This window comes from Metapseudomonas resinovorans DSM 21078 (assembly GCF_000423545.1).
Classification (GTDB): Bacteria; Pseudomonadota; Gammaproteobacteria; order Pseudomonadales; family Pseudomonadaceae; genus Metapseudomonas; species Metapseudomonas resinovorans.
Map to the genome: position 1 here is coordinate 184,103 of NZ_AUIE01000008.1, position 23,227 is coordinate 207,329.

A 23,227-nucleotide genomic window follows, 5' to 3' on the forward strand; every position below is an offset into this window, starting at 1 on the left:
GCTAAGTCTGCGTAAAGTGTTGAAGGCCCTGGAATCCCTTGTAGGAGCTAGCTTGCTAGCGAACGCGGACATTTTCGCCAGCAAGCTGGCTCCTACCCGCACCCACACTCCCTGGTTGCCGCCTAGCATTAGCTAATGTCGGCATATCCAATGAATTCGCCCCTACGGCTTGCCCCCGGCGGAACGCCGGGCCGGAGCGCTCAGACAAAAAACTCCGATGCCTGGCTGGCCGCCGACAGCTCGTCCACGGCCGCCAGCAACTGCGGCGCCACTTCGTGCATGCGCTCTTCCGGCAGCCGCGCCGTGGGGCCAGCGACACTGAGTACGCCAATGGCCTTGCCAGTGCGCGGGTCACGCACCACCGCCGCCAGTGCCGACATACCCACCGAGGAGCTTTCCACCACCCAGGCATAGCCGCGCTCACGCGCCAGGCGCAGACGTTCCAGTAACTCGATGTTGGAACGTGGGGCGTTGGGTCCGAAATCCTTCGGGTCAGCCACGCCCTGGCGCTCCACCAGCAGCAGCGCCTCGGCATCGCTCAGGCTGGCTAGCCAGGCATGGCCGGAGGCGGTGTAGAACAGCGGCGCATCGCGGCCCATGTCGGGGTCGTAGCGCAGACCGGAGCGTGCGCCCTGGGATTTGACGATCCAGGTCAGGCGGTCATCCTCGATCACCCCCAGACGCACCAGCTCGCCGCTTTCCTGGGCCAGTCGATCGAGGATTGGCTGCACGATATCCGCACCACTGTTGGCCAGGTAGCGAAACGCCATGGCCACCAGCCGGGTGGACAGCTGGTAGCGGCTGTTCTCCTGGTTCTGGCGCACGTAGCCGAGGCGGATCAGCTCGGCCAGCATGCGGTGCGTAGCGCTCTTGGGAATATTCAGCTCATCGGCCAGGGTCTGCATCGGCAGGCCGCGCGGATCAGTGGTGAGACGTTCGAGCAGGTTGAAGGCACGTTCGATCTGGCTACCGGCCATGGGGCATGGGTCCTCTTGAAGGTGTGCCGATTCTAGAAGACAACACCTCCCCCGTGAAACCTGGAACTGCGGCAAGGGATTCCACCCATCCAGCAGCAACAATGTACGGAACAGTTAGTTTTTGTTCGATGATCGAACAAAAGCGTTTCCAGCCGATTGAACGCAAGGCTGGCGGATTTCACTATCGGTCCCAAGTGCGAGGCGTTGCCGCAACCAGCCTGCGATCCCAGCAACGCTTCGCCTTTTACCGACATAAATACAAGAAAGGTCCATGAAGATGCTCCAGCCCCGCACCTCCCATGCCTCGCCGCCCGCCTCCGGGCTGCTCTTCGATTGCGCATCTCCCTTCGCCTCCATCGCCCTGGTCCAACTGGCCAGCAGCGAGCCCCTGGGCGACCAGCTGAAACGCTGCCTGACGCGCCTGATCGAGCGCCGCAAAGCCCGCTGACGCCCCCGTAACTCCAGCACAGACGTGTATTCGCGCAACCGCCGCGAAGGGGCTTTTGCGCACCCTGGAACAACAATCAAAGAGGCAAGACCGAGCATGAATTCCACGAGCCGCCGCCAGGCCCAACCCTTTGTTCCCTGCATCCTCGCTGCCGCCGTCGGCCTGGCCGCCCTGCCCGTCCAGGCTGCCGATGAGCATGGTTTCGTCGAGGACGCCACGGCGACCCTGAACCTGCGCAACTTCTACCTGAACCGTAACTTCGTCAGCGACTCCGCCACCCAGGGCAAAGCCGAGGAATGGACCCAGAGTTTCATCCTCGATGCCAAGTCCGGCTTCACCGAAGGTCCGGTGGGGTTTGGCGTCGACATGCTCGGCCTGCTCTCGGTCAAGCTCGATGGCGGCAAGGGCACCCGCGGAACCCAACTGCTGCCGGTGCATGGCGACGGTCGCCCGGCTGACGACTTCGGCCGTCTGGCCGTGGCCGGCAAGATGCGCGTGTCCAAGACCGAGTTGAAGGTGGGCGAGTGGATGCCGGTGCTGCCGATCCTGCGCTCCGACGACGGCCGCTCGCTGCCACAGACCTTCCAGGGCGGCCAGGTGACCTCCACGGAAATCGACGGCCTGACGCTGTATGGCGGCCAGTTCCGCGGCAACAGCCCGCGTAACGACGCGAGCATGGAAGACATGTCCATGAATGGCCGCGCGGCCTTCACCTCCGACCGCTTCAACTTCGTCGGCGGCGAATACGCCTTCAATGACAACCGCACCCTGGTGGGCCTGTGGAACGCCGAGCTGAAGGACATCTACCAGCAACAGTTCGTCCAGCTGGTTCACAGCCAGCCCATTGGCGACTGGACCCTGGGCGCCAACCTCGGCTACTTCACCGGCAAGGAAGACGGTTCGGCCCTGGCAGGTGACCTCGACAACCGCACCTGGTCCGGCCTGTTCTCCGCCAAGTACGGCGCCAATACCTTCTATGTCGGCCTGCAGAAGGTCAGCGGCGACGATGCCTGGATGCGCGTCAACGGCACCAGCGGCGGCACCCTGGCCAACGACAGCTACAACTCCAGCTACGACAACGCCAAGGAAGAATCCTGGCAGGTCCGCCACGACTACAACTTCGCCGCCCTCGGCGTGCCCGGCCTGACCCTGATGAACCGCTACATCAGCGGCGACAACGTCCATGTCGGCGCAGTCACCGACGGCAAGGAATGGGGTCGCGAGTCCGAACTGGCCTACGTGGTGCAGTCCGGTGCGTTCAAGGCCCTGAGCGTCAAATGGCGCAACTCCACCATGCGCCGCGACTGGGGCAGCAACACCAGCTTCGACGAGAACCGGCTGATCATCAGCTACCCGCTCTCGCTTCTCTGATCCTTTGGTCAGCGTGCTTTGACTACCTCGGCCCGCCATCTGGCGGGCTTTTTTATGGGTTGCCATTCCCTCTCTCGCGAGGCGACCGATTTCCGTTCGCTGACCGGCCACTTGCGTCGCCCCGGTCTTGGTCGTGGAATGTAGCGGCCATAGAATACGGAACACAGTTCCAGTATTTGAGGTTCCTCGAAATGCCTGCCGCAAGCCCTGCTCCAAACCGCCTCGATTGCGATCTACTGGTCATTGGCTCAGGCGCTGCGGGCCTTGCCGCCGCCGTCACCGCCGCCCATCACGGCCAGAAAGTGATCCTCGTAGAGAAGGAACCAGTGTTCGGAGGTGCCACCGCCTGGTCCGGCGGCTGGATGTGGGTGCCACGCAACCCGCTGGCACGCCGCGCCGGCATCGAGGAAGACATCGAACAGCCGCGCACCTATCTGCGCAACGAACTGGGCGAGCACTTCCGCCCGGAACTGGTGGACGCCTTTCTCCAGAACTGCCCTGAAATGGTGGGCTTCTTCGAGCAGCACACCGCGCTGCAGTTCGTCGATGGCAACGGCATACCTGACATGCATGGCGACACCCCCGGCGCCGCCAACGGCGGCCATCAGGTGATCGCTGCGCCCTATGACGCACGCGAGGTCGGCGACCTGCTGCCACGCCTGCGCAAGACCATGCGCGAAACCTCCTTCATGGGCATGCCCATCATGGCCGGTGCCGATCTGGCCGCGTTCCTCGGCATGACGCGCTCACTGCGCGCCTTCGCCCATGTCACCCGACGTTTCACCACGCACCTCTATCACCTGGCCCGCTACGGCCGCGCCATGCACTTGGTCAACGGCGTCGCGCTGGTGGCTCGCCTGGCCAAGTCGGCCGACGACCTGGGCGTGCAGCTGATGGAATCGGCACCAGCACGCCAGCTGATCATCGAAGAGGGCAAGGTCTGGGGTGCGGTGGTGGAGTACAACGGCGCGGAGCTTTCCATCCGCGCCAGGTCCGTGCTGCTCGCCGCCGGGGGCTTCCCCAACGACCCGGTCCGGCGCAAGGCGATGTTCCCTCGCGACAGCAGCGGCCATGACAACCTCGCCCTGCCCCCAATCTCCTGCTCCGGTGACGGCTTGCGCCTGGGCGAGTCTGCCGGCGGCGTGGTCGCCGACGACCTGCGCTCGCCCGTGGCCTGGGCGCCCGTGTCGAAGGTGCCCTACCCCGACGGCACCTTCGGCCACTTCCCGCACATCATCGATCGCGGCAAACCCGGCATCATCGGCGTGCTGAAGAATGGCCGGCGCTTCGTCAACGAAGCCGGCGGCTACTACGACTATGTCGACGCCATGAACAAGGCGGTGCCGGAGGGCGAGGAAAGCTGCTCCTGGCTGGTCTGCGACCATCGCTTCCAGCGCCGCTATGGCCTGGGCTTCGCCCGCCCCGCGCCCGTGCCGCTCTGGCCGCATGTGCGCAATGGCTACCTCATGCGCGGCAACACCCTGGTCGAACTGGCGCAAGCCTGTGGCATCGACCCGGCCGGTCTCGCCACCACGGTAGAAGCTTTCAACCACCATGCCCGACGCGGCGAAGACCCGGAGTTCGGCCGCGGCAGCACGGCTTTCAACCGCCGCAGCGGCGATGCCTCCCACCAAGGCCCCAACCCCTGCGTGGCGCCCATCGAACACGGGCCTTTCTACGCCGTGAAGGTCCAGCCGGGCTGCTTCGGCACCTTCGCCGGCCTGCGCACCGATGGGCAGGCGCGAGTGTTGGACGAAAACAACCAGCCGATTCCAGGGCTCTACGCAGCAGGCACCGATATGGCCAGCGCGCTGGGCGGTCATTACCCGTCCGGCGGCATCAACCTGGGGCCGGCCATGACCTTCGGCTACATCGTTGGCCGCCACGCGGCAGGCGCAACCTCGCAATGAATGACAAGGAGTACTCCATGCGGAAACTGACCACCGCCCAAGGATTGAACATGCCTCAGCTCGGTCTTGGCACCTGGCCGATGACGGGCGATGAATGCACCTCTGCCGTGCGCCAGGCCCTGGAACTGGGCTACCGGCATATCGACACCGCGCCCGCCTACGAGAATGAAGCAGCGGTTGGCGCGGCCCTGCGCCAGAGCGACGTGCCCCGCGACGCCATTCACCTGACCACCAAGGTCTGGTGGGACCAGCTGCAACCGGCCTCCATGCGGCTGTCTCTGGAAAACAGCTTGCGTGCCCTGGGCACCGAGCAGGTGGATCTGTTCATGATCCACTGGCCGGCGAAGGACTGGGACCTGGCACGCAGCATCGACACCCTGGTGGCCCTGCGCGACGAAGGCAAGGCGCGTTGCATTGGCGTGGCCAACTTCCCGCTCGGACTGTTGCGCCAGGTGGTGGAAGACCTGGGGGCGCCGCTGTCCGCCATCCAGGTGGAGTACCACGTGCTGCTCGACCAGCAGCGCCTGCTGGACTACGCCCGCAGCAAGGGCCTGGTGTTGACCGCCTATACCCCGCTCGCACGTGGCCTGGCCGCGGAACAGCAGGCAATCCGGCAGATCGCCGAGAAGCACGGCGCCTTGCCGAGCCAGGTGGCGTTGAAATGGCTGCTGGATCAGGACGGCGTCGGCGCCATTCCGAAGGCGTCCAGCATGGCGAACCAGCAAGCGAACCTGGATGCGTTGAAGGTGCAGCTCGATGATGAAGACCGCGCCCTGATCGCCGCCCTGCCGAAGGACAAGCGCGTGGTGAGCCCGGACTTCGCGCCGGAGTGGGATGCCTTATAGGGATGCCCGAGGGGGACGCTACGCGTCTCTTGGCGAATGAATTCGCCCCCACAGATGCACCGATCCCCCAACAAAAAAAAACGCCGCCCGGATGCGTGGTCCGGGCGGCGTTTCTGTGTTGCGGCGGATCAGCCTTGCAGCGATTCCACCCCAAGCTCATCCCACACGGCTTCGGCCAGGTGGAACGTAGCGTTGGCCGCCGGGATGCCACAGTAGATGGCACTCTGCATGATCACTTCCTTGATCTCGTCGCGGGTCACGCCGTTGTTCTTCGCGGCGCGCAGGTGCAGCTTCAGCTCGCCCTCGCGGTTCATGCCGATCAGCATGGCGATGGTGACCAGGCTGCGGGTATGGCGCGGCAGTCCCGGGCGGGTCCAGATGTCGCCCCAGGCATGACGGGTGATCATTTCCTGGAACTCTTCATTGAACGGCGTGAGGTTCTGCAGGCTGCGATCCACATGGGCGTCGCCCAGCACTGCACGGCGAACCTTCATGCCGGCTTCGTAGCGTTCTTTCTCGTCCATTCGGAAGTCCTCGATGGGGCTCAGGGGAGCGGGCTCTGCTCGAGAGCTGTTGCGGTCGCGATGTTCGCGAGCAAGCTCGCTCCTACAGGAAAGCGGCGATCAGGCGGTGAGGAAGGCCAGAACACGCTGGCTGAAGGCATCGCCGGCCTGCACGTTCGACAGGTGCGCCGCGTGGAACTCCACCAGCTCGGCGCCGGCAATGCGTTCCTGCATGAAGCGGCCGTGTGCGGGGGTGGTAACCGGGTCACCGCTGCCGCAAACGATCAGAGTCGGCGCGCTGATGCTGCCGAGCTGCTCGCGGTAGTCAGCGTCACGCACGGCAGCGCAGTTGGCGGCGTACCCCTCGGGCGAAGTCTCGGCCAGCATGCCAACGATAGGCTCGACCTTGGCAGGCTCGGCTTCGGCAAAATCCGGGGTGAACCAGCGGGAGATCGACGCGTCGCGCAGGTCGCGCATGGCCTGGGCGCCACCGGATAGCACGGTGTCGATTCGCGGGTTCCAGACTTCAGGGGTTCCGATCTTGGCGGCGGTGTTGCACAACACCAGGCGCTCGATGCGCTCCGGGGCGTTGATCGCAAGCCACTGGCCGATCAGGCCACCCATGGACAGGCCGCAGAAGGACGCCTTCGGGATATCCAGGGCGTCCAGCAGGGCGAGCACATCGCCGCCCAGTTGCTCGATGCTGTAGGGGCCTTCGCTGACCAGGGACTGGCCGTGGCCACGGGTGTCATAGCGCAGCACCTGGAAGTGCTGGGTGAAGGCCGGGATCTGCGCGTCCCACATGTGCAGGTCGGTGCCCAGGGAGTTGGACAGCACCAGCACCGGCGCACCGGTCGGGCCTTCGAGGAGGTAGTTCAGGTCGCCATCGGCGAGTCGTACGGCAGGCATGTAAATCTCCTAGCGCGAAAATGCGTGGTGTTCGGCCAGTGCGCGGTCCACCCAGCGGCGGGCCTGGCCAAGGTAATGGGCCGGGTCGAGCAGGCGGTCCAGCTCGGCGGCGGAAAGTTGTGCGCTGACCTCGGCATTGGTGCCGAGCACGGCGCGCAGGTGGGCGCCCTCCTTCACTGCCTGACGGCAGCACTGCTCCACCAGGTGATGGGCGGCGTCGCGGCCGATGCGCTGGGCAAGCGCGATGCTCACGGCTTCGGCCAACACCAGGCCCTGGGTCAGGTCGAGGTTCTCGCGCATGCGCGCGGCATCGACTTCCAGGCCGGGCACCACCAGCAGCGCCTGCTGCAACGCACCGGAAACCAGGCAGCAGAGTTCCGGCAGGGTTTCCCATTCGGCGTGCCAGAGGCCGAGGCTGCGCTCGTGCTCCTGGGGCATGGCGGCGAACATGGTGGACACCAGACCCGGTGCGCGAGTGGCCGCGCCAATCAGCACGGCGGCACTGACCGGATTGCGCTTGTGCGGCATGGTGGAGGAGCCACCCTTGCCAGGCGCAGAAGGTTCGAAGACTTCGCCCGCCTCGGTCTGCATCAGCAGGCTGAGGTCACGGCCGAGCTTGCCCAGGCTGCCGGCGATCAGGCCGAGCAGGCTGGCGAACTCCACCAGGCGATCACGCTGGGTGTGCCAGGGCTGGTCGGGCAGGTTCAGGTCCAGCTCGCGGGCCAGGGCCTCGGCAACAGGCCAGGCCTGCTCGCCCAGGGCAGCGAGGCTGCCAGACGCACCGCCGAACTGCAGGCAGAACAGGCGCGGCTTGAGTTCAGCCAGGCGTTGACGATGACGGGTCACCGCCCCCAGCACACCGGCCAGCTTCATGCCGAGGGTGACGGGCGTCGCCTGCTGCAGCCACGTACGGCCGGCCAGCGGGGTGTCGGCGAAGCGTTCAGCCTGCACGGCCAGGGCCTGGGCAAGGGCGGCAAGGTCCTGCTCCAGCAGCTCGGCGGCGGCGCGCAGTTGCAGCACCAGACCGCTGTCCATGGCGTCCTGGCTGGTAGCCCCCAGGTGCACGAAGCGTTCGGCTTCCGTGCTTTGGGCGGCCACGCGCTTGCCGAGGGCCTTGACCAGCGGGATGGCGGAGTTGCCAGCCGTGGTGATGGCCAGTGCCAGTGCGGAGTAGTCGTAGAGTTCGGCGCTGCAGGCCGCCTCGATGGGCGCCACGGAGTCGCCCGGGATCAGGCCGACGCTCGCCTCGGCGCGCGCCAATGCAGCCTCGAAGTCCAGCATGCCCTGCACGCGTCCCCGGTCGGAGAACACCGCACGCATGGCGGGCTGGGTGAAATAGGCGTCGAAGAGTTGGTTGCTCGGGCTGTTCAAGCCAGTGCTCCGGAATTCGGGATGGTGTTTCGTTTTATAGCAGCCGACCACCAAGAGCCAGCTTCAGGACGTGTGGTGGGCTTCAGCCCACCACACGGACTAACCGCGTGGGCTGAAGCCCACCCTACTTGAGCAGGTGCCGATCAGACCTTCTCGATGGCGAGCGCCAGGCCTTGGCCGACACCGACACACATGGTCGCCAGGCCCAGCTTGCCGCCGGACTTCTCCAACTGGTGCAGGGCGGTCTGGACCAGGCGCGCACCACTGGCACCCAGCGGATGGCCAAGGGCGATGGCGCCGCCGTTGGGGTTGACCTTGTCGCTGTCGTCGGCGATGCCGAGGTCGCGCATCACGGCCAGGCCTTGGGCGGCGAAGGCTTCGTTCAGTTCGATCACGTCGAAGTCACCGATGGCCAGGTTCAGCCGCTCCATCAGCTTGCGCACCGCCGGCACCGGACCGATGCCCATGACGCGGGGCGCAACGCCGGCGCTGGCCATGCCGAGCACTTTCGCGCGCGGGGTCAGGCCGTGCTTCTTCACGGCGTCGGCGCAAGCCAGGATCAGCGCTACCGCGCCGTCGTTGACGCCCGACGCGTTGCCAGCGGTGACGGTCTTGCCTTCGCCGTTGACCGGCTTCAGCTTGGCCAGGGCTTCGAGGGTGGTGTCGGGGCGCAGGTGCTCGTCCTGGTCGACGACCGTCTCGCTCTTCTTGCCCTTGATCACCACCGGGACGATTTCTTCGGCGAAGAAGCCTTCAGCCTGGGCGCGGCCGGCGCGTTGCTGGCTGCGCAGGGCGAACAGGTCCTGGTCTTCGCGGGAGACCTGGTAATCGTCGGCGACGTTGTCCGCAGTCTGCGGCATGGCGTCGACGCCGTACTGGGCCTTCATCAGCGGGTTGATGAAGCGCCAGCCGATGGTGGTGTCTTCGATCTTCTGGGTACGACCGAAGGCGCTGTCGGCCTTGCCCATCACATAAGGAGCGCGGGACATGGATTCCACGCCGCCAGCGATGGCCAGTTCCATTTCGCCCGAAGCAATGGCGCGGAAGGCAGTTCCGATGGCGTCCATGCCCGATGCGCACAGGCGGTTCAGGGTGACGCCGGGCACGCTATCCGGCAGACCGGCCAGCAGCAGCGCCATGCGCGCCACGTTGCGATTGTCCTCGCCGGCCTGGTTGGCGCAGCCGAGGAACACCTCGTCCAGCAGATCCCATTTCACCTGGGGGTTGCGCTCCACCAGGGCCTTGATCGGGATCGCGGCCAGGTCGTCGGCGCGTACCGGGGCCAGGGAGCCGCCGAAGCGGCCGATGGGCGTGCGAATGGCATCGCAGATGTAGACCTCGCGACTCATTCCTCACCGCCTTGCTGGCCGTGGGCAGCAGCGGTGCGGGCTTCCAGGGCGCGCAGCGCGGTCAGCTCGGTTTCGTTGGGGGCCAGGGTCTCGGAAACGTCGGCGGCAAAACGAATGGCCCAACCGGTGTTCTCGATTACCTGCTCGCGGGTCACGCCCGGGTGCAGCGAGGTGACGATGAATTCGTTGGTGCCGGCTTCCGGCTCCATGATGCAGAGGTCGGTGATCAGCGCCACCGGACCTTTGCCAGGCAAGCCCAGCTGCTTGCGATGATCGCCACCCTCGCCGTGGCCGACGGAGGTGATGAAGGCCAGCTTGTCGACGAAGGTGCGGTGGGACTGCTTGAGGATAATCAGCACTTCCTTGGCGGAACCGGCGATCTCCGGAGCACCGCCAGCGCCCGGCAGACGTACTTTCGGGCTGTTGTAGTCGCCGATCACAGTGGTGTTGATGTTGCCGAAGCGGTCGACCTGGGCGGCACCGAGGAAACCGACGTCGATACGGCCGCCTTGCAGCCAGTAACGGAAGATCTCGCCGGTGGGCACCACAGTGTCAGCGGTTTCGGCCAGCTCGCCATCGCCGATGGACAACGGCAGCACGGTCGGCTTGGCGCCGATGGGACCGGATTCATAGATCAGCACCACGTCCGGGGACGAAGTCAGGCGTGCCAGGTTGGCGGCCTTGGACGGCAGGCCGATGCCGACGAAGCAGACGGCGCCATTCTTCAGGCGGCGGGCAGCCGCCACGGTCATCATTTCATTGGTGCTGTAGTCAGGGGTGGATTGAGCGCTCATCACTTGGCCTCCGCAATCTTGGCTTGGGCGATCTTCTGCTGGAACTCGGCGAAATCGGCAGTGCCGCGGATGTACTCATCGATCCAGGCAGTGAAGGTTTCGCGGTTGCGGGCGATCGGGTCCCAGGCCTGGTAGAAGCGGTTGTCGCGCTCGTAGTAGCCGTGGGCATAGGACGGATGGGCGCCACCAGGCACGTGGCAGACAGCGGTCAGGGCCCAGGTGGGCAGGACGCAGGCGTTCATCGGCGCGTTCAGGTCGTCGACGATTTCTTCCACGGTGACGATGCAGCGCTTGGCCGCCAGGGCCGCTTCCTTCTGCACCCCGAGAATGCCCCAGAGCAGCACGTTGCCCTTGCGGTCGGCCTTCTGGGCGTGGATCACGGTGACGTCCGGACGAACCGAAGGCACCGCCGCCAGTTGCTCGCCAGTGAACGGGCACTGGATGAACTTGATGTTCGGGTTGACCTTGGGCAGATCCGAGCCGACGTAGGCACGCAGCACGGCGAACGGCAGGCCCGAGGCACCGGCCACATAGGAGTTGGCCAGGTCGGCATGGCTGTGCTCGTCGATCTCCAGGGCATTCGGCCACTGCTTCTCGACCGCATCACGCAGGCGATGCAGCGAGCCGACACCGGGGTTGCCACCCCAGGAGAACGTCAGCTTGCGCGCGCAACCGGCGCCGATCAGCAGGTCGTACACCAGGTCGGGGGTCATGCGTGCCAGGTGCAGGTTTTTCTTGCCTTGGCGAATGATCTCGTGGGACGCGGCAGTGGGAATCAGATGGGTGAAGCCTTCGAGGGCTACGGTGTCGCCATCGTTGATGAAGCGTTCGACGGCTTCGCGGAGGGAAAGGATTTCAGCCATGGTCGATCTCGTGTTGTTATCCAGGGCGTTTCGGGCGCCGGGTGAACAAAAAGTACTCCCCGGCACCCTCCCGGACAATCCGATAATCGACTATTAGTGCGGTTATCGAACAGTTGTCTATCTCGCTACCGAATCCTTTCCAGGCTGCGACGACCTCAGCCGTCGAAGGCTTTCTTCAGGACCGCGATATCCAGTTTTTTCATCTGCATCATTGCGGCGAAGGCGCGCTGGGAGCCTGCCGACTGCGAGTCTTCGAGCATCTTTATCATCGCAATGGGCACCACCTGCCAGGACAGCCCGAAACGGTCCTTCAGCCAACCGCACTGCTGGGCGCTCGGGTCGCCTCCTGCGGAGAGTTTGTCCCAGTAGTGGTCCAGTTCCTCCTGATCGTCGCAGTGGATCTGGAACGACACCGCCTCGTTGAACGTGAATACCGGACCGCCATTGAGGGCGGTGAAGCGTTGGCCGTCCAGTTCGAAGTCCACGGTGAGTACCGATCCTGGCTCCTTGCCGTGGACATCCCGGCCGGCCTCACCGTAGCGGCTCATGGCGGTAATCCGTGAATTGGGAAAGATACCGACATAGAAGTTGGCCGCCGCTTCTGCCTGGTCGTCGAACCATAGGCAGGGGACGATGGTGTGGATCCGTTTGCTCATGGCGCACCTCCTGGTGGGTTGGATGACGATAGTCGATCACCCCCTGGTCGTTTGGCCGCCCGACAGATCGACAAGGCGCCTCGCTACATCTCGTCCACCAGTACTTTCACCAGCTCCGCCGCCGGCATTTCCCGCGCCAGGGGCGCGCCCTGCCCGGCCCATTGCACGGCGAAGTCGTTGCAGCCCTTGGCGCTGGCCGCGGCGTGCAGCGCCTTGGCCGCGTCATAGGTATTGGGGTAGTCCGGCAGGGCCGGCGCATCGGGCGTATCCAGGTCACTCCAGAGGCGGTTGACCATGCCACGCGCCGGGCGGCCGGAGATGGCCGCGGTGATACGCGTCTGGTGGGCGCGTTCGCTCTTCAGGGCAGCGCGGTAGGCGGTGTTGGCGGCCGACTCGGGGCACGGCACGAAGGCGGTGCCCAGTTGCGCCGCCTGGGCGCCGAGGGCCATGGCGGCCTTGATGCCCTGCCCGTCCATGATGCCGCCGGCGGCGATCACTGGCAGGCGGCTGCTCCGGGCGATGAGCCGCACCAGGGCCAGGGTGCCGATGCCGGCGTCGCCCTTCTCGGGTTCGAACACACCACGGTGGCCGCCCGCCTCTATGCCTTGGGCGACGATGGCATCCACGCCGGCCGCTTCCACCAGGCGTGCCTCTTCGAGCGTGGTCGCACTGGCCAGCAGACGGATACCGGCGCCTTTCAGCGCATCGATCCAGTCCTGCGGCGGCAGGCCGAAATGGAAGCTGACCACGGCCGGGCGCTCATCCAGCAGCATCTGCGCCATTTCCGGGTCGTCGAGGAAACTCTTGTAGATCTCGCGGATGGCGGCCGGCGGTTCAGCGTCGAATTCGGCGAACAGCGGCCTGAGGTGCTCCAGCCAGGCGGCCTCGCGCTGGGCGTCGGCCACCGCCGGGCGGTGGCAGAACAGATTGACGTTGAAGGGCCGGCTGGTCAGTTCGCGGGTTTGCGCCAACATGGCGCGGGCCTGCGCCGGGGTGCTGGCACCGATACCGATGGACCCCAGGGCGCCGGCATTGGAAACAGCCGCAGCCAGGGCCGGCGTAGAAACGCCCACCATGGGGGCCTGGATGATGGGGTGCTCGATGCCGAGCAATCGGGTGATGGACATGAGGCAGCGACTCCGTACCGGTGAAAACCTGGCCAATCTATCTCAAATAGAGAATACTTTTAAATATTCGTTCTCTATTTGAGATTTTAAAGCATGGACCTATCCAGCCTGGAGATATTCCGCGCGGTCGCCCTGGAGCACAGCGTCACCCGCGCGGCCCAGCGCTTGCACCGGGCGCAATCCAACGTCACCACGCGGATTCGCCAGCTGGAGGAAGAACTGGGCACCCCGCTCTTTCTTCGCGACGGCAAGCGCATGGCCCTCACCGATCGAGGGCAGGCATTTCTCGACTACAGCGAGCGCCTGCTGGCCCTGGCGGACGAGGCGCGCCAGGCGATGCACCCGCAACAGCCAAGTGGTCGATTGCGTCTGGGCAGCATGGAGAGCACCGCAGCCAGCCGCCTGCCCGGGCCACTGGCGCGCTTCCACGGGCAGTGCCCGCAGGTGGAGCTGGAGGTGAGCACCGGCACCAGCCAGGCACTGATGGAAGCCGTGCTCGCGCGGCGCCTGGACTGTGCGCTGGTGGCCTGGCCGCAAAGCAAAGTGCCATGGCGCGAGGAGGTTGCCGCCATGGCGCTGGAAGCCCGGCCGGTGTTCGAAGAAGAATTGCTGCTGGTACTCCCTGCCAGCCACCCGCAGGTCGCCGGCCCGGGGGACGTACAGGTGCGCGTGCTGGCTGGTTTCGCCGAGGGCTGCACCTATCGGCAGATCGCCGAGAACTGGCTGTCTGCCGGAGGTCTCCCACTGCCGAAGGTGCAACAGGTGGGTTCCTACCACGCCATCCTCGCTTGCGTCGCCGCGGGCTCGTGCGTCGGTATCCTGCCCCGCTCGGTGCTGGAGCTGCAGCGCGAACCGCCTCTCCTGCGCCAGGTTCCGCTGATGCGCGTGGAAACCCTGCTGATCTGGCGCCGGGGATACGCGACGGCGTCCTTCGAGGCCTTCCGCAACGTACTGGCACCCTTCGGGTAACGGCCGCTGGCTGACCTGACGCCGTCCTGCAGGTCAAGGGTTCACAGACGGCCGTGCAAAGCCTTCTCGAATATCTGGCTGTAGGTCCTGGCGTCGTACTGGACCGGATTGGTGCCTGCCGACGGATCGACTTCAGCCATGCGTCCGACCTGCTCTATGCGTGCGTCGTCAATGCCGATTTCCCCCAGGCTGTGGGGGATGTCCAGTTCGCCGCGCAGATTCACCACCCAATCCAGCACCCCGGCGAATCCGGCCTTGGGCAATCCGAGGTAACGCGCCAGCCGCGCCATCGGGCCTTCGATGTGGGCGCGGTTCGCCTGTAGCACATAGGGCATCAGCACGGCATTGAGTAATCCGTGGTGGGCGTCGTACAGCGCCCCGAGGGGATGGGCCAGGGCATGCATGGCACCGAGGCCACGCTGGAAGGCGGTGGCCCCCATGCTGGAGGCCACCAGCATCTGCAATCGGGCCTCGATGTCGTGGCCTTTGGCGCTGGCGCGCGGCAGGTAGTCCTTGACCAGTCGCATGCCTTCCAGGGCAATGCCTTCGGCCATGGGGTGATAGAGCGGTGAACAGTAGGCTTCCAGGCTGTGGGACAACGCATCCATGCCGGTGGCGGCGGTGATCTTCGGTGGCAGGCCGACGGTGAGTTCCGGGTCGAGGATGACGATGGCCGGCAGCATCCGGGCGTGGAAGATGATGCGTTTGATGTGCACCTGGTCGTCGGTGATGACCGCTGCGCGCCCCACTTCCGAACCGGTGCCGGCCGTGGTGGGTACGGCAACCACCGGGGCCATGCCGGCGACGTTGACCCGCGAGGCGTTGTCACCGATGTCTTCAAAATCCCAGAGCGGGCGATCCTGCCCCACCATCAGGGCGATGGCCTTGCCGGCATCCAGCGCCGAGCCGCCGCCAAAGGCGATCACCCCGTCATGGCCACCGGCCTTGAAGGCCGCTACGCCATCCATCACGTTCGGCCCGGTCGGGTTGCCCTTGATCTGATGGAACAGCCCGGCACCCAGCCCTGCATCTCGGCACTGGCGCAGGGCCGCGTCGATCATCGGCAGTGCGGCAAGACCGGGATCGGTGACCAGCAGCGGCGACTGCATGCCGAGTTCGCGACAGGCGGTGTTCAGCTCGGCGATGCGGCCCACGCCGACACGCACCGAAGTCGGGTAGTTCCAGTTCATGCGGAAGTGGCTAGAGTCCATGGCACGCCTCACAGGCTGGTCTTGAAGTGGAAGGACTTGGGTCGAGTCAGATGCTCGTAACCCACCCGCGACAGCGTGCAACCACGCCCGGATTGCTTGACGCCGGTCCAGGCCAAGGCCGGGTCCAGGTAGTCGCAACGGTTGAGGAAGACGGTGCCGGCCTCGACCCGATCGGCCAGCGCGAGGGCGCTGGCTTCGTCCTGGCTGAAGATCGCGGCGGTCAGGCCGTAGGGGCTGTCGTTCATCAGTGCCAGCGCCTCCTCATCGTCACGCACTTTCTGGATCCCCACCACCGGACCGAAGGACTCTTCGCTCATAACGCGCATGCCGTGATGCACATTGGTCAGCACCTGCGGTGCCAGGTAAGCGCTGCCGGCGCTATCCAGGGCGAATGTCGACGGGTCCAGATGGGCCCTTGCGCCCTGCCCCACGGCGTCGCGGATCTGCGCCCGCACGAACTCCGCCGCCTCGGGGCGCACCAGCGGGCCCAGAGTGGTTTCGGGATCGTCGGGGCGACCCAGGCGGTATTGCCCAACCAGCTCCACAGCCTGCTCGACGAATGCGTCATAGCGATCGGCGTGCACGTAGATACGTTCGATGCCGCAGCAGGACTGGCCGGAATTGAAGAAGGCCCCGTCGATGGCGGTTTCCACGGCGTGGCCGAGGTTGGCGTCGGCTCGAACATAGGCTGGGTCCTTGCCGCCCAGCTCCAGCCCGGAACTGATGAAGCGCCCGGCAATGGCACGTTCGACCATGGCGCCGCCCGCCACGGAGCCGGTAAAGGCCACGTGACGAACCGGCTCGGCCTGGATCAGCCGCTCCGTGTCGCTGTGGCTGAGGTGCAGATACTGCAACACGCCTGGCGGCAAGCCCGCCTCGACGAAGGCTTCGACCATGCGTTCGGCGCACAGCGGGGTCTGCGCGGAATGCCTGAGCAGCACGCAGTTGCCCGCCAGCAAGGCCGGCACCACGGCATTCACCGCCGTCAGGTAGGGGTAGTTCCAAGGCGCAATGACAAACGCCAGGCCCAAAGGCTCGCGGCGGATCAACCGGGTAAAGCCGGGCTTGTCTGGCAGATGGATATCCGCCAGCGCCTCTTCGGCGATATCCGCCATGTAGCTGGCGCGCTCGACGAATCCGCGAATCTCCCCCGGCGCATAGCGGATGGGCCGGCCCATCATCCAGCAGAGCTCCTCGGCCAGTTGTGCCTCACGGGCGGCGAAGGCCCCGATGGCGCGACGGACAAGGGCGACACGTCCGGCCACCGGCGTGCTCTTCCAGGCCCCGCGCACCGACTCCGCGCGTTCCAACGCGGCAACGACCTCGGCTGGCGTGGCCAGCGGGCGCTCGACGTAGACCGAGCCATCCACCGGCGATACGCAACGCAACAGGTTCATGACAACTCCTTCTGGTCAGGTGCCCGGTCCGGCCTCACCGCCGGACCGGGCCACAGCTTCAGTAGCGGTACGGTGGGCCGGCCTTGGTCATCAGGGCGTTGTACTGCTTGAAGATCTCGACGACCTTGGCGCAACGCGGGCTGGTCTTGGCGATCTCGTCCCAGAACTTATGCGCCTCATCTTCGACCGTTTTCCATTCCTCGTCTGGGATGGACGTGAGCTGCAACTTGGTGCCTTCCACCCGCAGCTTGGCTTCGCCGCCCCAGTACCAGTGCTGGCGGTAATAGTGGGAGCTGTCCATGCACAGTCGGAACAGCGTCTTGAGGTGCTCGGGAACTTCGGCCCAGCGCTCGGAGTTGGCGAAGTAGGAACCGATCCAGGCACCTGAGATGTTGTTGGTGAGGAAGTACTTGGTGACGTTGGCCCAACCCACCGTGTAGTCCTCGGTGATGCCGGACCAGGCGATGCCATCGAGCTCGCCGGTCTGCACCGCCACTTCCACATCCTCCCAGGGCAGCGTCACAGGTATCACGCCGAAACGCGCGAGGAACTTGCCCGCCGTCGGGAAGGTGAACACCCGCTTGCCCTTGAGATCAGCGAGGCTGCGGATAGGTTGTACCGTGGCGAAGTTGCACGGGTCCCAGGAACCGGCACCCAGCCAGGTAACGCCCTTCACTTCGCCATAGGCTTCTTCCCAGATCTTGTTCAGGCCCCATTGATGAAAAAGCGTGGGGACATCCAGGCTGTAGCGGGTAGCAAAGGGGAAGTAGCCACCGAATACCGCTACGTCCACGGGGGCGGCGATGGAGTCATCGTCACTCTGCACTGCGTCGATGGTGCCCTTCTGCATGGCGCGGAACAGTTCACCCGTGGGTACGAGCTGATCGGCAAAATAGAGCTGGATCTCCATCTCGCCGTTGGCGGCTTTGTTGAACGCCTCGATCGACGGTTTGATCACGTGTTCGGCCAGGGCGGGCCCGGCGTAGGTCTGCAGGCGCCAGGTGATTTTCTTGCCGGACTGGGCATGCACGAACGGTGCGCCGAGCGTCGTGGCGCCCACCGCGCCGGTGGCGACGGCGGCGCCTTTGAGAAACGTACGTCTGGTACTCATGCGGTTACCTCCTGGAGAGTGGAAGGGGGTGCCTGGCACCCGCCCAACCCAGCGCCGCCGGGGGCGGCGCAGCTTCTCAGGTCGGCATGAGACCCTTCACTTCAACTTCATGTCCGTCACGCCAGGAACTGCTGCTGGTCGTGCTGCCGGTCCTGACAATTCATTGTCCCGCGCCGTAGTGCCACCGGGGCAGCCAGAGGGCGATGTCGGGGAAGATCATTACCAGCGCCAGGGTGACGATCATCACGATCACGAAGGGGCCCACGGAGACATAGATGTCCCTCAAGGTCACTTCCGGCGGCGCCATTGCTCGCATCAGAAACAGGTTGTAGCCAAAGGGTGGCGTCATGTAGGCCATCTGGCAGGTGATGGTGTAGAGCACGCCGTACCAGACCAGGTCAAAGCCCAGCGCGCCCACCAGCGGCACATAAAGCGGTGCGACGATCACCAGCATGGCAGTGTCATCGAGGAACATGCCCATGATGATGAAGGACAGTTGCATCAGGATAAGGATATGCCAGGGACCCAAGCCCATCTGCTCAACGAACAGCCCTTCGATGGCCTTGACCGCACCGAGACCGTCGAACACCGCTCCGAAGCACAGCGCCGCAAGGATGATCCACATGAACATGCAAGTGATGCCCAGCGTCTTGCGCAGGGTTTCCTCCATCACCTGTCGGGTCAGACGCCCCTGGATCAGCGCCGCCAGGGTTGCGCCCAGAGCCCCAACGGCGGAACTTTCCACCAGGCTGGTGTAGCCCAGCAGGAACAGCCCGGTCATGGTCAGGAAGATGAACAGCGGCACCAACCCTGCGCGTAGCAGGCGAATGCGCTCACCCCAGGTGATCTGCTCACGCTCCTCACGACTCAGCGGTGGCCCGAGCTGCGGTTGCAGGCGACAGCGGATGACGATGTAGAGGATGAAGAGCGCCGCCATCAGCAGGCCGGGAAACACACCCGCCAGCCACAACTGACCCACGGGTTGGCGGGCGATCATGCCGTAGAGCACCAGCACGACACTGGGGGGAATCAGGATGCCGAGGGTACTGCCCGCCTGAATCACGCCGGTGACCATAATCTTGTCGTAGCCCCGTCGGAGGAGCTCTGGCATGGCGATGGTGGCGCCAATGGCCATGCCCGCGACGCTGAGACCATTCATGGCCGCGATCACCACCATCAGGAAAATCGTGCCGATGGCCAGTCCGCCGTGCAGTGGTCCCATCCAGACGTGGAACATGCGGTAGAGGTCGTCGGCAATGCGCGACTCGGAAAGCATGTAGCCCATGAACACGAACATCGGCAGGGTCAGCAGCGGGTACCACTTCATCAGCTTCATGGCCGCACTGAAGGCCATCTCCGAGCCGCCATCGCCCCATAGCAACAGCGAGGCCGCAGCAGCGACGAAGCCGATGGCACCGAACACCCGCTTGCCGGTAAGCAGGAGCAGCATCATCGAACTGAACATCAGCAGTGCGATGAGCTCGTAGCTCATGGAAGCTCCTTGCCCAGGATCACGGCCAGGTCGCGGAAGAAGTTGGCGATGGCCTGCAGCAGCATCAACAAGATGCCGAACGTCATCACCACCTTGATTGGCGCCATCTGCGGTGACCAGGACGAGTAGCTGGTTTCCTTGTACTCCAGGGCGTACTGGGTCGAAGAGATGCCACCGTAAAGCAGCAACGCCAGGTAGAAGAGCAGAAATCCCACCGTGAGCGCATCGAGGACGGCCTGCGTCCGAGGGCTGAAACGTCCGTAGATCAGGTCCATGCGCACATGGGCGTCGAGCTGCATGGAATACGCGCCGCCCAGCAGGAAATAGGCGACCATCAGGAACTGGGCCGACTCCAGGGTCCAGATCGACGGCGTGAAGAAGGTCTTGGAAGTCGACGAATACAGGAGGACGGCCAGCATCACGAAAATCAGGTACATGGCGAAGCGGCCAACCACACGGTTGAACCATTCCACTCCCCTGACATAGGCGCCTATGGCATTGAACATGCCGCGAATCCCGCAAGAGTTGCCGTCTTCCGAAACTCTAGCCGATGGCCGGAGAATGCCAAGGCGCCGACACCCTGCACGTTGCGTACAGGGTGCATCAACCGAGCATCAAGGTTGCGCGAAGGCTTCCTTGAACAGTTCCTGCATATCGTTCCAGGAGTTTTCGTCGGCGACTTTGCTGTAGCCCAGGTCAGGCCCCTTCTCGCTGCCATGCCCGGCATGACTGAGTCGATCGGCGTCCGGATTGGTGAAGCTGTGTTTGGCGTTGGGTTGGACGACGACACGGTAATCGGCCTTGGCGTTGTCGAACTCCTCCTTGAACGAATTGACCGAAGCCATAGGCACCAAGGTGTCCTTCTCACCATGCTCCACCAGCACCTTGGCCTTGATGTCGCCCGGCTTGGCCGCCGAGGTGGCGGCCAGCACGCCGTGGAAACTCACTACCGCCGCCAGGGGCACACCCGCGCGGGCCATGTCCAGCACCACCTTGCCACCGAAGCAGTAGCCGATTGCGGCCAGCTTGCTGGCGTCGGTCTGGGGCTGCGCCTTGAGCAGATCGAGTCCGGCAAGGAAGCGCGCCTTGGCCGCCGGCGCGCTGGCCAGGGCTGCTTCCATGAAGCCCTGGGCATCGGCCGGATGCTCGGTGTTCTTGCCATCGCCGTACATATCGATCGCCAGTGCGCTGTAGCCCAAGGCAGCGAGGTCACGGGCGCGGCGCTTGGCGTAGTCATTGAGGCCCCACCATTCGTGGACTACCACCACACCCGGACGCTTGCCGGCGATGGCATCGTCGTAGGCGTAATAGCCGATCAGGGCGGTACCGTCCGGGCCCTTGTACGGGATTTCACGGGTCTTGATCTCGGCCTGGGCAAGACCGATTCCCAAGAGCAGTGCAAACAGAAGCGCGATCCTGGACATGCTGTATTCCTCCAACCTGAAATGGACTCGGGCGATTGCATCCAGTGTCGCGGGTTTAGCGGATTTCGCCAGCGATTGAGAATGAAAAGCCTTACTCGGGATAGCGGCTGACTTCGATGAGGTTGCCGTCTGGATCGCGGAAGTAGACCGACTCGATCGGGCCGAGAGCGCCGGTTCGCATTACCGGCCCCTCCTCCACATCGACCCCCTGCTCCGCCAGGTGCTCCAACACCCGCTCCAGGGGCCAGCGGGTAATCAGGCAAAGATCGATGGCGCCAGGCGTTGGGAGCGCGGCCTTGGGTTCGAACTCCCGACCAGCCTGGTGCAGGTTGAACTTCTGCCGGCCGAACGCCAGCGCGTGGCGGCCGTTGCCGAAGGTTTCGTGATGCATCCCCAGTACCCGCTGGTAGAACTCCAGGGTGCGAGGTATATCGGCGACGGTAAGCACGAGGTGGTCGAGGCGTTCAATCATGGCGTCAGTCCCGGTCGAGCAGGTGGAAGCGCGGCAGCGAGAGTTTCCAGTGGATGGCCGCCAGGCGAATCAGCAGCACCACCAGCATGGCCGCGGCGGTGACCAGCCAGGCAGGCAGCGCCACTTCGCGCAAGCCGATGAACACCAGGGAGCCGGCGATACAGGCAATCGCGTAGATCTCTTTCTGAAAGATCAGCGGCACCTCGTTGCAGATGATGTCGCGTAGCACACCACCACCGACGGCTGTGATTACGCCCATGATCACCGCCGTGCCCGGCTGCAGGTTGTGCTGAAGGGCGACTTCGGTGCCGTAGACGGTAAACACCGCGAGGCCGAAGGCGTCCGCCAGCAACAGGCCGGTTTCGTTGATCGGCCGGGTCATGCGCACCCAGAGCACCGTGCCCACGGCCGCCAGGGAGGCGACCAGGATATAGGTATCGTCCCTGATCCAGCTCACCGGGTGGTTACCGAGGATGACGTCACGCAGGGTGCCGCCACCCAGGGCAGTGATGATGGCGATCACCAGCACGCCGAACAGGTCCATGGACTTGCGCCCCGCCATCAGGGCACCGGTGATGGCGAAGACAGCCACGCCAAACAGATCGGAAAGGTAGAAGAGCTGCTCCATTCAGGGTCAGGCACCTACCGGCGTACGCATGGTGACGAACTCTTCGGCAGCAGTGGGATGCACGCCGATGGTTTCGTCGAAGATGCGCTTGGTAGCACCGGCCTTGATCGCCACGGCCAGCCCCTGGACGATCTCACCTGCCTCCGGGCCGACCATGTGGCAGCCGAGGACGCGGTCGGTTTCAGCGTCCACCACGAGTTTCATGAGGGTGCGTTCCTGGTTCTCGGTGAGGGTCAGCTTCATCGGCCGGAAACGGCTCTCGAAGAGCTTCACCTTGTAACCCTTGGTGCGCGCCTGCTGCTCGGTCAGGCCGACAGTGCCGATGTTCGGCAGGCTGAATACGGCGGTGGGGATGTGCTCGTAATCCACCGGGCGGTACTCCTCCGGCTTGAACAGGCGGCGCGCCACGGCCATCCCCTCGGCCAGCGCCACGGGCGTGAGCTGCACACGGCCGATCACATCGCCCAGGGCGAGAATGGACGGCTCGGTAGTCTGGAACTGCTCATCCACCTTCACAAAGCCACGCTCGTCCAACTCGACGCCAGTGTTCTCCAGCCCCAGGTTGTCGAGCATCGGACGGCGGCCGGTGGCATAGAAGACGCAGTCGGTCTCCAGGTGACGGCCGTCCTTGAGGGTGGCCAGGAGGCTGCCATCGGCCTGTTTCTCGATGCGGGCAATGTCGGAATTGAATTGCAGGTTCAGCCCCTTCCTGCCCAGCTCATCACGCAGGTGATGGCGCACTGAGTCGTCGAACCCGCGCAAAAACAGTTCGCCGCGATAGAGCAAGGACGTCTGCGCACCCAAGCCATGGAAAATGGACGCGAACTCGACGGCGATGTAGCCACCGCCCACGACCAGCACGCGCTTGGGCAGTTGTTCGAGGAAGAAGGCCTCGTTGGAGCTGATGGCCAGCTCGCGGCCGGGGATGTCGGGGATCTGCGGCCAGCCGCCGGTGGCGATGAGAATGTGCTTGGCGGTGCAACGTTGACCGGCGACGTCCACCGTGTGTGGGTCAACCAGTTTGGCGTGGCCTTCGAGCAGGGTGACGCCGCTGTTCACCAACAGGTTGCGATAGATGCCGTTGAGGCGGTGGATCTCGCGGTTCTTGTTGCCGATCAGGGTCGGCCAGTCGAAGCCGGCCTCGCCCAGCGACCAGCCGAAACCCTGAGCCTGCTCGAAGTCCTCGGCGAAGTGGGCACCGTAGACCAGCAGCTTCTTCGGTACGCAGCCGACATTGACGCAGGTGCCGCCCAGGTAGCGGCTCTCGGCGATGGCCACGCGGCCCCCGAAGCCGGCCGCAAAGCGTGCCGCACGCACACCGCCGGAACCGGCACCAATGACGAAGAGGTCAAAATCGTAAGCCATGGCAAGTCTCCAGAAACAAGCCGCAAGCATACCGG

23 protein-coding genes are annotated in these 23,227 nt (G+C 64.8%); 5 read left to right on the forward strand and 18 right to left on the reverse strand.

The window, feature by feature from the left end:
- Positions 1 to 200: 200 nt before the first annotated feature.
- Complete coding sequence (locus G559_RS0109530; protein ID WP_028628002.1) at positions 201 to 977, reverse strand: IclR family transcriptional regulator; 777 nt, start codon at positions 975 to 977, stop codon at positions 201 to 203.
- Between the two features lie 271 nt (positions 978 to 1,248).
- On the opposite strand from G559_RS0109530, the gene G559_RS30355 reads away from it, so the two are divergent.
- The 4 genes from G559_RS30355 (at position 1,249) to G559_RS0109550 (ending at position 5,551) form a co-directional block, all read left to right on the forward strand.
- Positions 1,249 to 1,425 carry a hypothetical protein gene (locus G559_RS30355; protein ID WP_155945707.1) on the forward strand — a complete coding sequence of 59 codons (177 nt, stop codon included), beginning with the start codon at positions 1,249 to 1,251 and terminating at the stop codon, positions 1,423 to 1,425.
- 96 nt (positions 1,426 to 1,521) lie between these two features.
- Positions 1,522 to 2,796, forward strand: coding sequence for an OprD family porin (locus tag G559_RS0109540; protein WP_028628003.1), 1,275 nt, complete (start codon positions 1,522 to 1,524; stop codon positions 2,794 to 2,796).
- A gap of 191 nt (positions 2,797 to 2,987) precedes the next feature.
- Positions 2,988 to 4,706: an FAD-dependent oxidoreductase gene (locus G559_RS0109545; protein ID WP_028628004.1), complete on the forward strand. Its 1,719-nt coding sequence runs from the start codon at positions 2,988 to 2,990 to the stop codon at positions 4,704 to 4,706.
- A gap of 17 nt (positions 4,707 to 4,723) precedes the next feature.
- Entirely contained in the window at positions 4,724 to 5,551 is an 828-nt protein-coding gene (locus tag G559_RS0109550; protein WP_028628005.1) for an aldo/keto reductase, read from the forward strand.
- Between the two features lie 128 nt (positions 5,552 to 5,679).
- Here the strand turns inward: G559_RS0109550 and pcaC are convergent, their stop codons facing one another.
- From pcaC to G559_RS0109595, 8 genes are all read right to left on the reverse strand, one after another.
- Positions 5,680 to 6,075 (reverse strand): 4-carboxymuconolactone decarboxylase, encoded by a 396-nt coding sequence (pcaC, locus tag G559_RS0109555; RefSeq protein WP_028628006.1) that lies wholly within the window; start codon positions 6,073 to 6,075, stop codon positions 5,680 to 5,682.
- 99 nt (positions 6,076 to 6,174) lie between these two features.
- On the reverse strand, positions 6,175 to 6,963 hold the full coding sequence (gene pcaD / locus G559_RS0109560; RefSeq protein ID WP_028628007.1) for a 3-oxoadipate enol-lactonase: 789 nt from the start codon (positions 6,961 to 6,963) through the stop codon (positions 6,175 to 6,177).
- Between the two features lie 9 nt (positions 6,964 to 6,972).
- Positions 6,973 to 8,334, reverse strand: a complete 1,362-nt coding sequence (locus G559_RS0109565; protein WP_028628008.1) for a 3-carboxy-cis,cis-muconate cycloisomerase — start codon at positions 8,332 to 8,334, stop codon at positions 6,973 to 6,975.
- 143 nt (positions 8,335 to 8,477) lie between these two features.
- A complete protein-coding gene (gene pcaF / locus G559_RS0109570) occupies positions 8,478 to 9,683 on the reverse strand; it encodes a 3-oxoadipyl-CoA thiolase (protein WP_028628009.1) in 1,206 nt (401 codons plus the stop codon).
- Complete coding sequence (locus G559_RS0109575) at positions 9,680 to 10,477, reverse strand: CoA-transferase subunit beta (protein WP_028628010.1); 798 nt, start codon at positions 10,475 to 10,477, stop codon at positions 9,680 to 9,682. Before G559_RS0109575 ends, pcaF begins: the two co-directional genes overlap by 4 nt.
- Positions 10,477 to 11,340, reverse strand: a complete 864-nt coding sequence (locus tag G559_RS0109580; RefSeq protein WP_028628011.1) for a CoA transferase subunit A — start codon at positions 11,338 to 11,340, stop codon at positions 10,477 to 10,479. The genes G559_RS0109575 and G559_RS0109580 overlap by 1 nt, the downstream gene beginning before the upstream one ends.
- Positions 11,341 to 11,495: 155 nt before the next feature.
- Entirely contained in the window at positions 11,496 to 11,996 is a 501-nt protein-coding gene (locus tag G559_RS0109590; protein WP_028628012.1) for a VOC family protein, read from the reverse strand.
- 83 nt (positions 11,997 to 12,079) lie between these two features.
- Complete coding sequence (locus G559_RS0109595; RefSeq protein ID WP_028628013.1) at positions 12,080 to 13,123, reverse strand: NAD(P)H-dependent flavin oxidoreductase; 1,044 nt, start codon at positions 13,121 to 13,123, stop codon at positions 12,080 to 12,082.
- Positions 13,124 to 13,216: 93 nt separating this feature from the next.
- Between G559_RS0109595 and G559_RS0109600 the strand changes: the two genes are divergently transcribed.
- Positions 13,217 to 14,092, forward strand: a complete 876-nt coding sequence (locus G559_RS0109600) for a LysR family transcriptional regulator (RefSeq protein ID WP_028628014.1) — start codon at positions 13,217 to 13,219, stop codon at positions 14,090 to 14,092.
- Positions 14,093 to 14,133: 41 nt separating this feature from the next.
- Here the strand turns inward: G559_RS0109600 and G559_RS0109605 are convergent, their stop codons facing one another.
- The 9 genes from G559_RS0109605 to gorA form a co-directional block, all read right to left on the reverse strand.
- Positions 14,134 to 15,303 carry an iron-containing alcohol dehydrogenase gene (locus tag G559_RS0109605; RefSeq protein WP_028628015.1) on the reverse strand — a complete coding sequence of 390 codons (1,170 nt, stop codon included), beginning with the start codon at positions 15,301 to 15,303 and terminating at the stop codon, positions 14,134 to 14,136.
- Positions 15,304 to 15,311: 8 nt separating this feature from the next.
- Complete coding sequence (locus G559_RS0109610) at positions 15,312 to 16,700, reverse strand: aldehyde dehydrogenase family protein (RefSeq protein WP_028628016.1); 1,389 nt, start codon at positions 16,698 to 16,700, stop codon at positions 15,312 to 15,314.
- A gap of 58 nt (positions 16,701 to 16,758) precedes the next feature.
- Positions 16,759 to 17,811 (reverse strand): TRAP transporter substrate-binding protein, encoded by a 1,053-nt coding sequence (locus tag G559_RS0109615; RefSeq protein ID WP_028628017.1) that lies wholly within the window; start codon positions 17,809 to 17,811, stop codon positions 16,759 to 16,761.
- Positions 17,812 to 17,971: 160 nt separating this feature from the next.
- Positions 17,972 to 19,303, reverse strand: coding sequence for a TRAP transporter large permease (locus G559_RS0109620; RefSeq protein ID WP_028628018.1), 1,332 nt, complete (start codon positions 19,301 to 19,303; stop codon positions 17,972 to 17,974).
- Complete coding sequence (locus G559_RS0109625; protein WP_028628019.1) at positions 19,300 to 19,809, reverse strand: TRAP transporter small permease subunit; 510 nt, start codon at positions 19,807 to 19,809, stop codon at positions 19,300 to 19,302. The genes G559_RS0109620 and G559_RS0109625 overlap by 4 nt, the downstream gene beginning before the upstream one ends.
- Before the next feature lie 108 nt (positions 19,810 to 19,917).
- Positions 19,918 to 20,727: a dienelactone hydrolase family protein gene (locus tag G559_RS0109630; RefSeq protein ID WP_028628020.1), complete on the reverse strand. Its 810-nt coding sequence runs from the start codon at positions 20,725 to 20,727 to the stop codon at positions 19,918 to 19,920.
- A 91-nt stretch (positions 20,728 to 20,818) separates the two neighbouring features.
- The gene (locus tag G559_RS0109635; protein WP_028628021.1) at positions 20,819 to 21,199 is read right to left on the reverse strand and encodes a VOC family protein; all 381 of its coding nucleotides are present in this window, start codon (positions 21,197 to 21,199) and stop codon (positions 20,819 to 20,821) included.
- Positions 21,200 to 21,203: 4 nt separating this feature from the next.
- Positions 21,204 to 21,827 carry a trimeric intracellular cation channel family protein gene (locus G559_RS0109640; RefSeq protein ID WP_028628022.1) on the reverse strand — a complete coding sequence of 208 codons (624 nt, stop codon included), beginning with the start codon at positions 21,825 to 21,827 and terminating at the stop codon, positions 21,204 to 21,206.
- A 6-nt stretch (positions 21,828 to 21,833) separates the two neighbouring features.
- The gene (gorA, locus tag G559_RS0109645) at positions 21,834 to 23,192 is read right to left on the reverse strand and encodes a glutathione-disulfide reductase (protein ID WP_028628023.1); all 1,359 of its coding nucleotides are present in this window, start codon (positions 23,190 to 23,192) and stop codon (positions 21,834 to 21,836) included.
- Between the last annotated feature and the right edge of the window lie 35 nt (positions 23,193 to 23,227).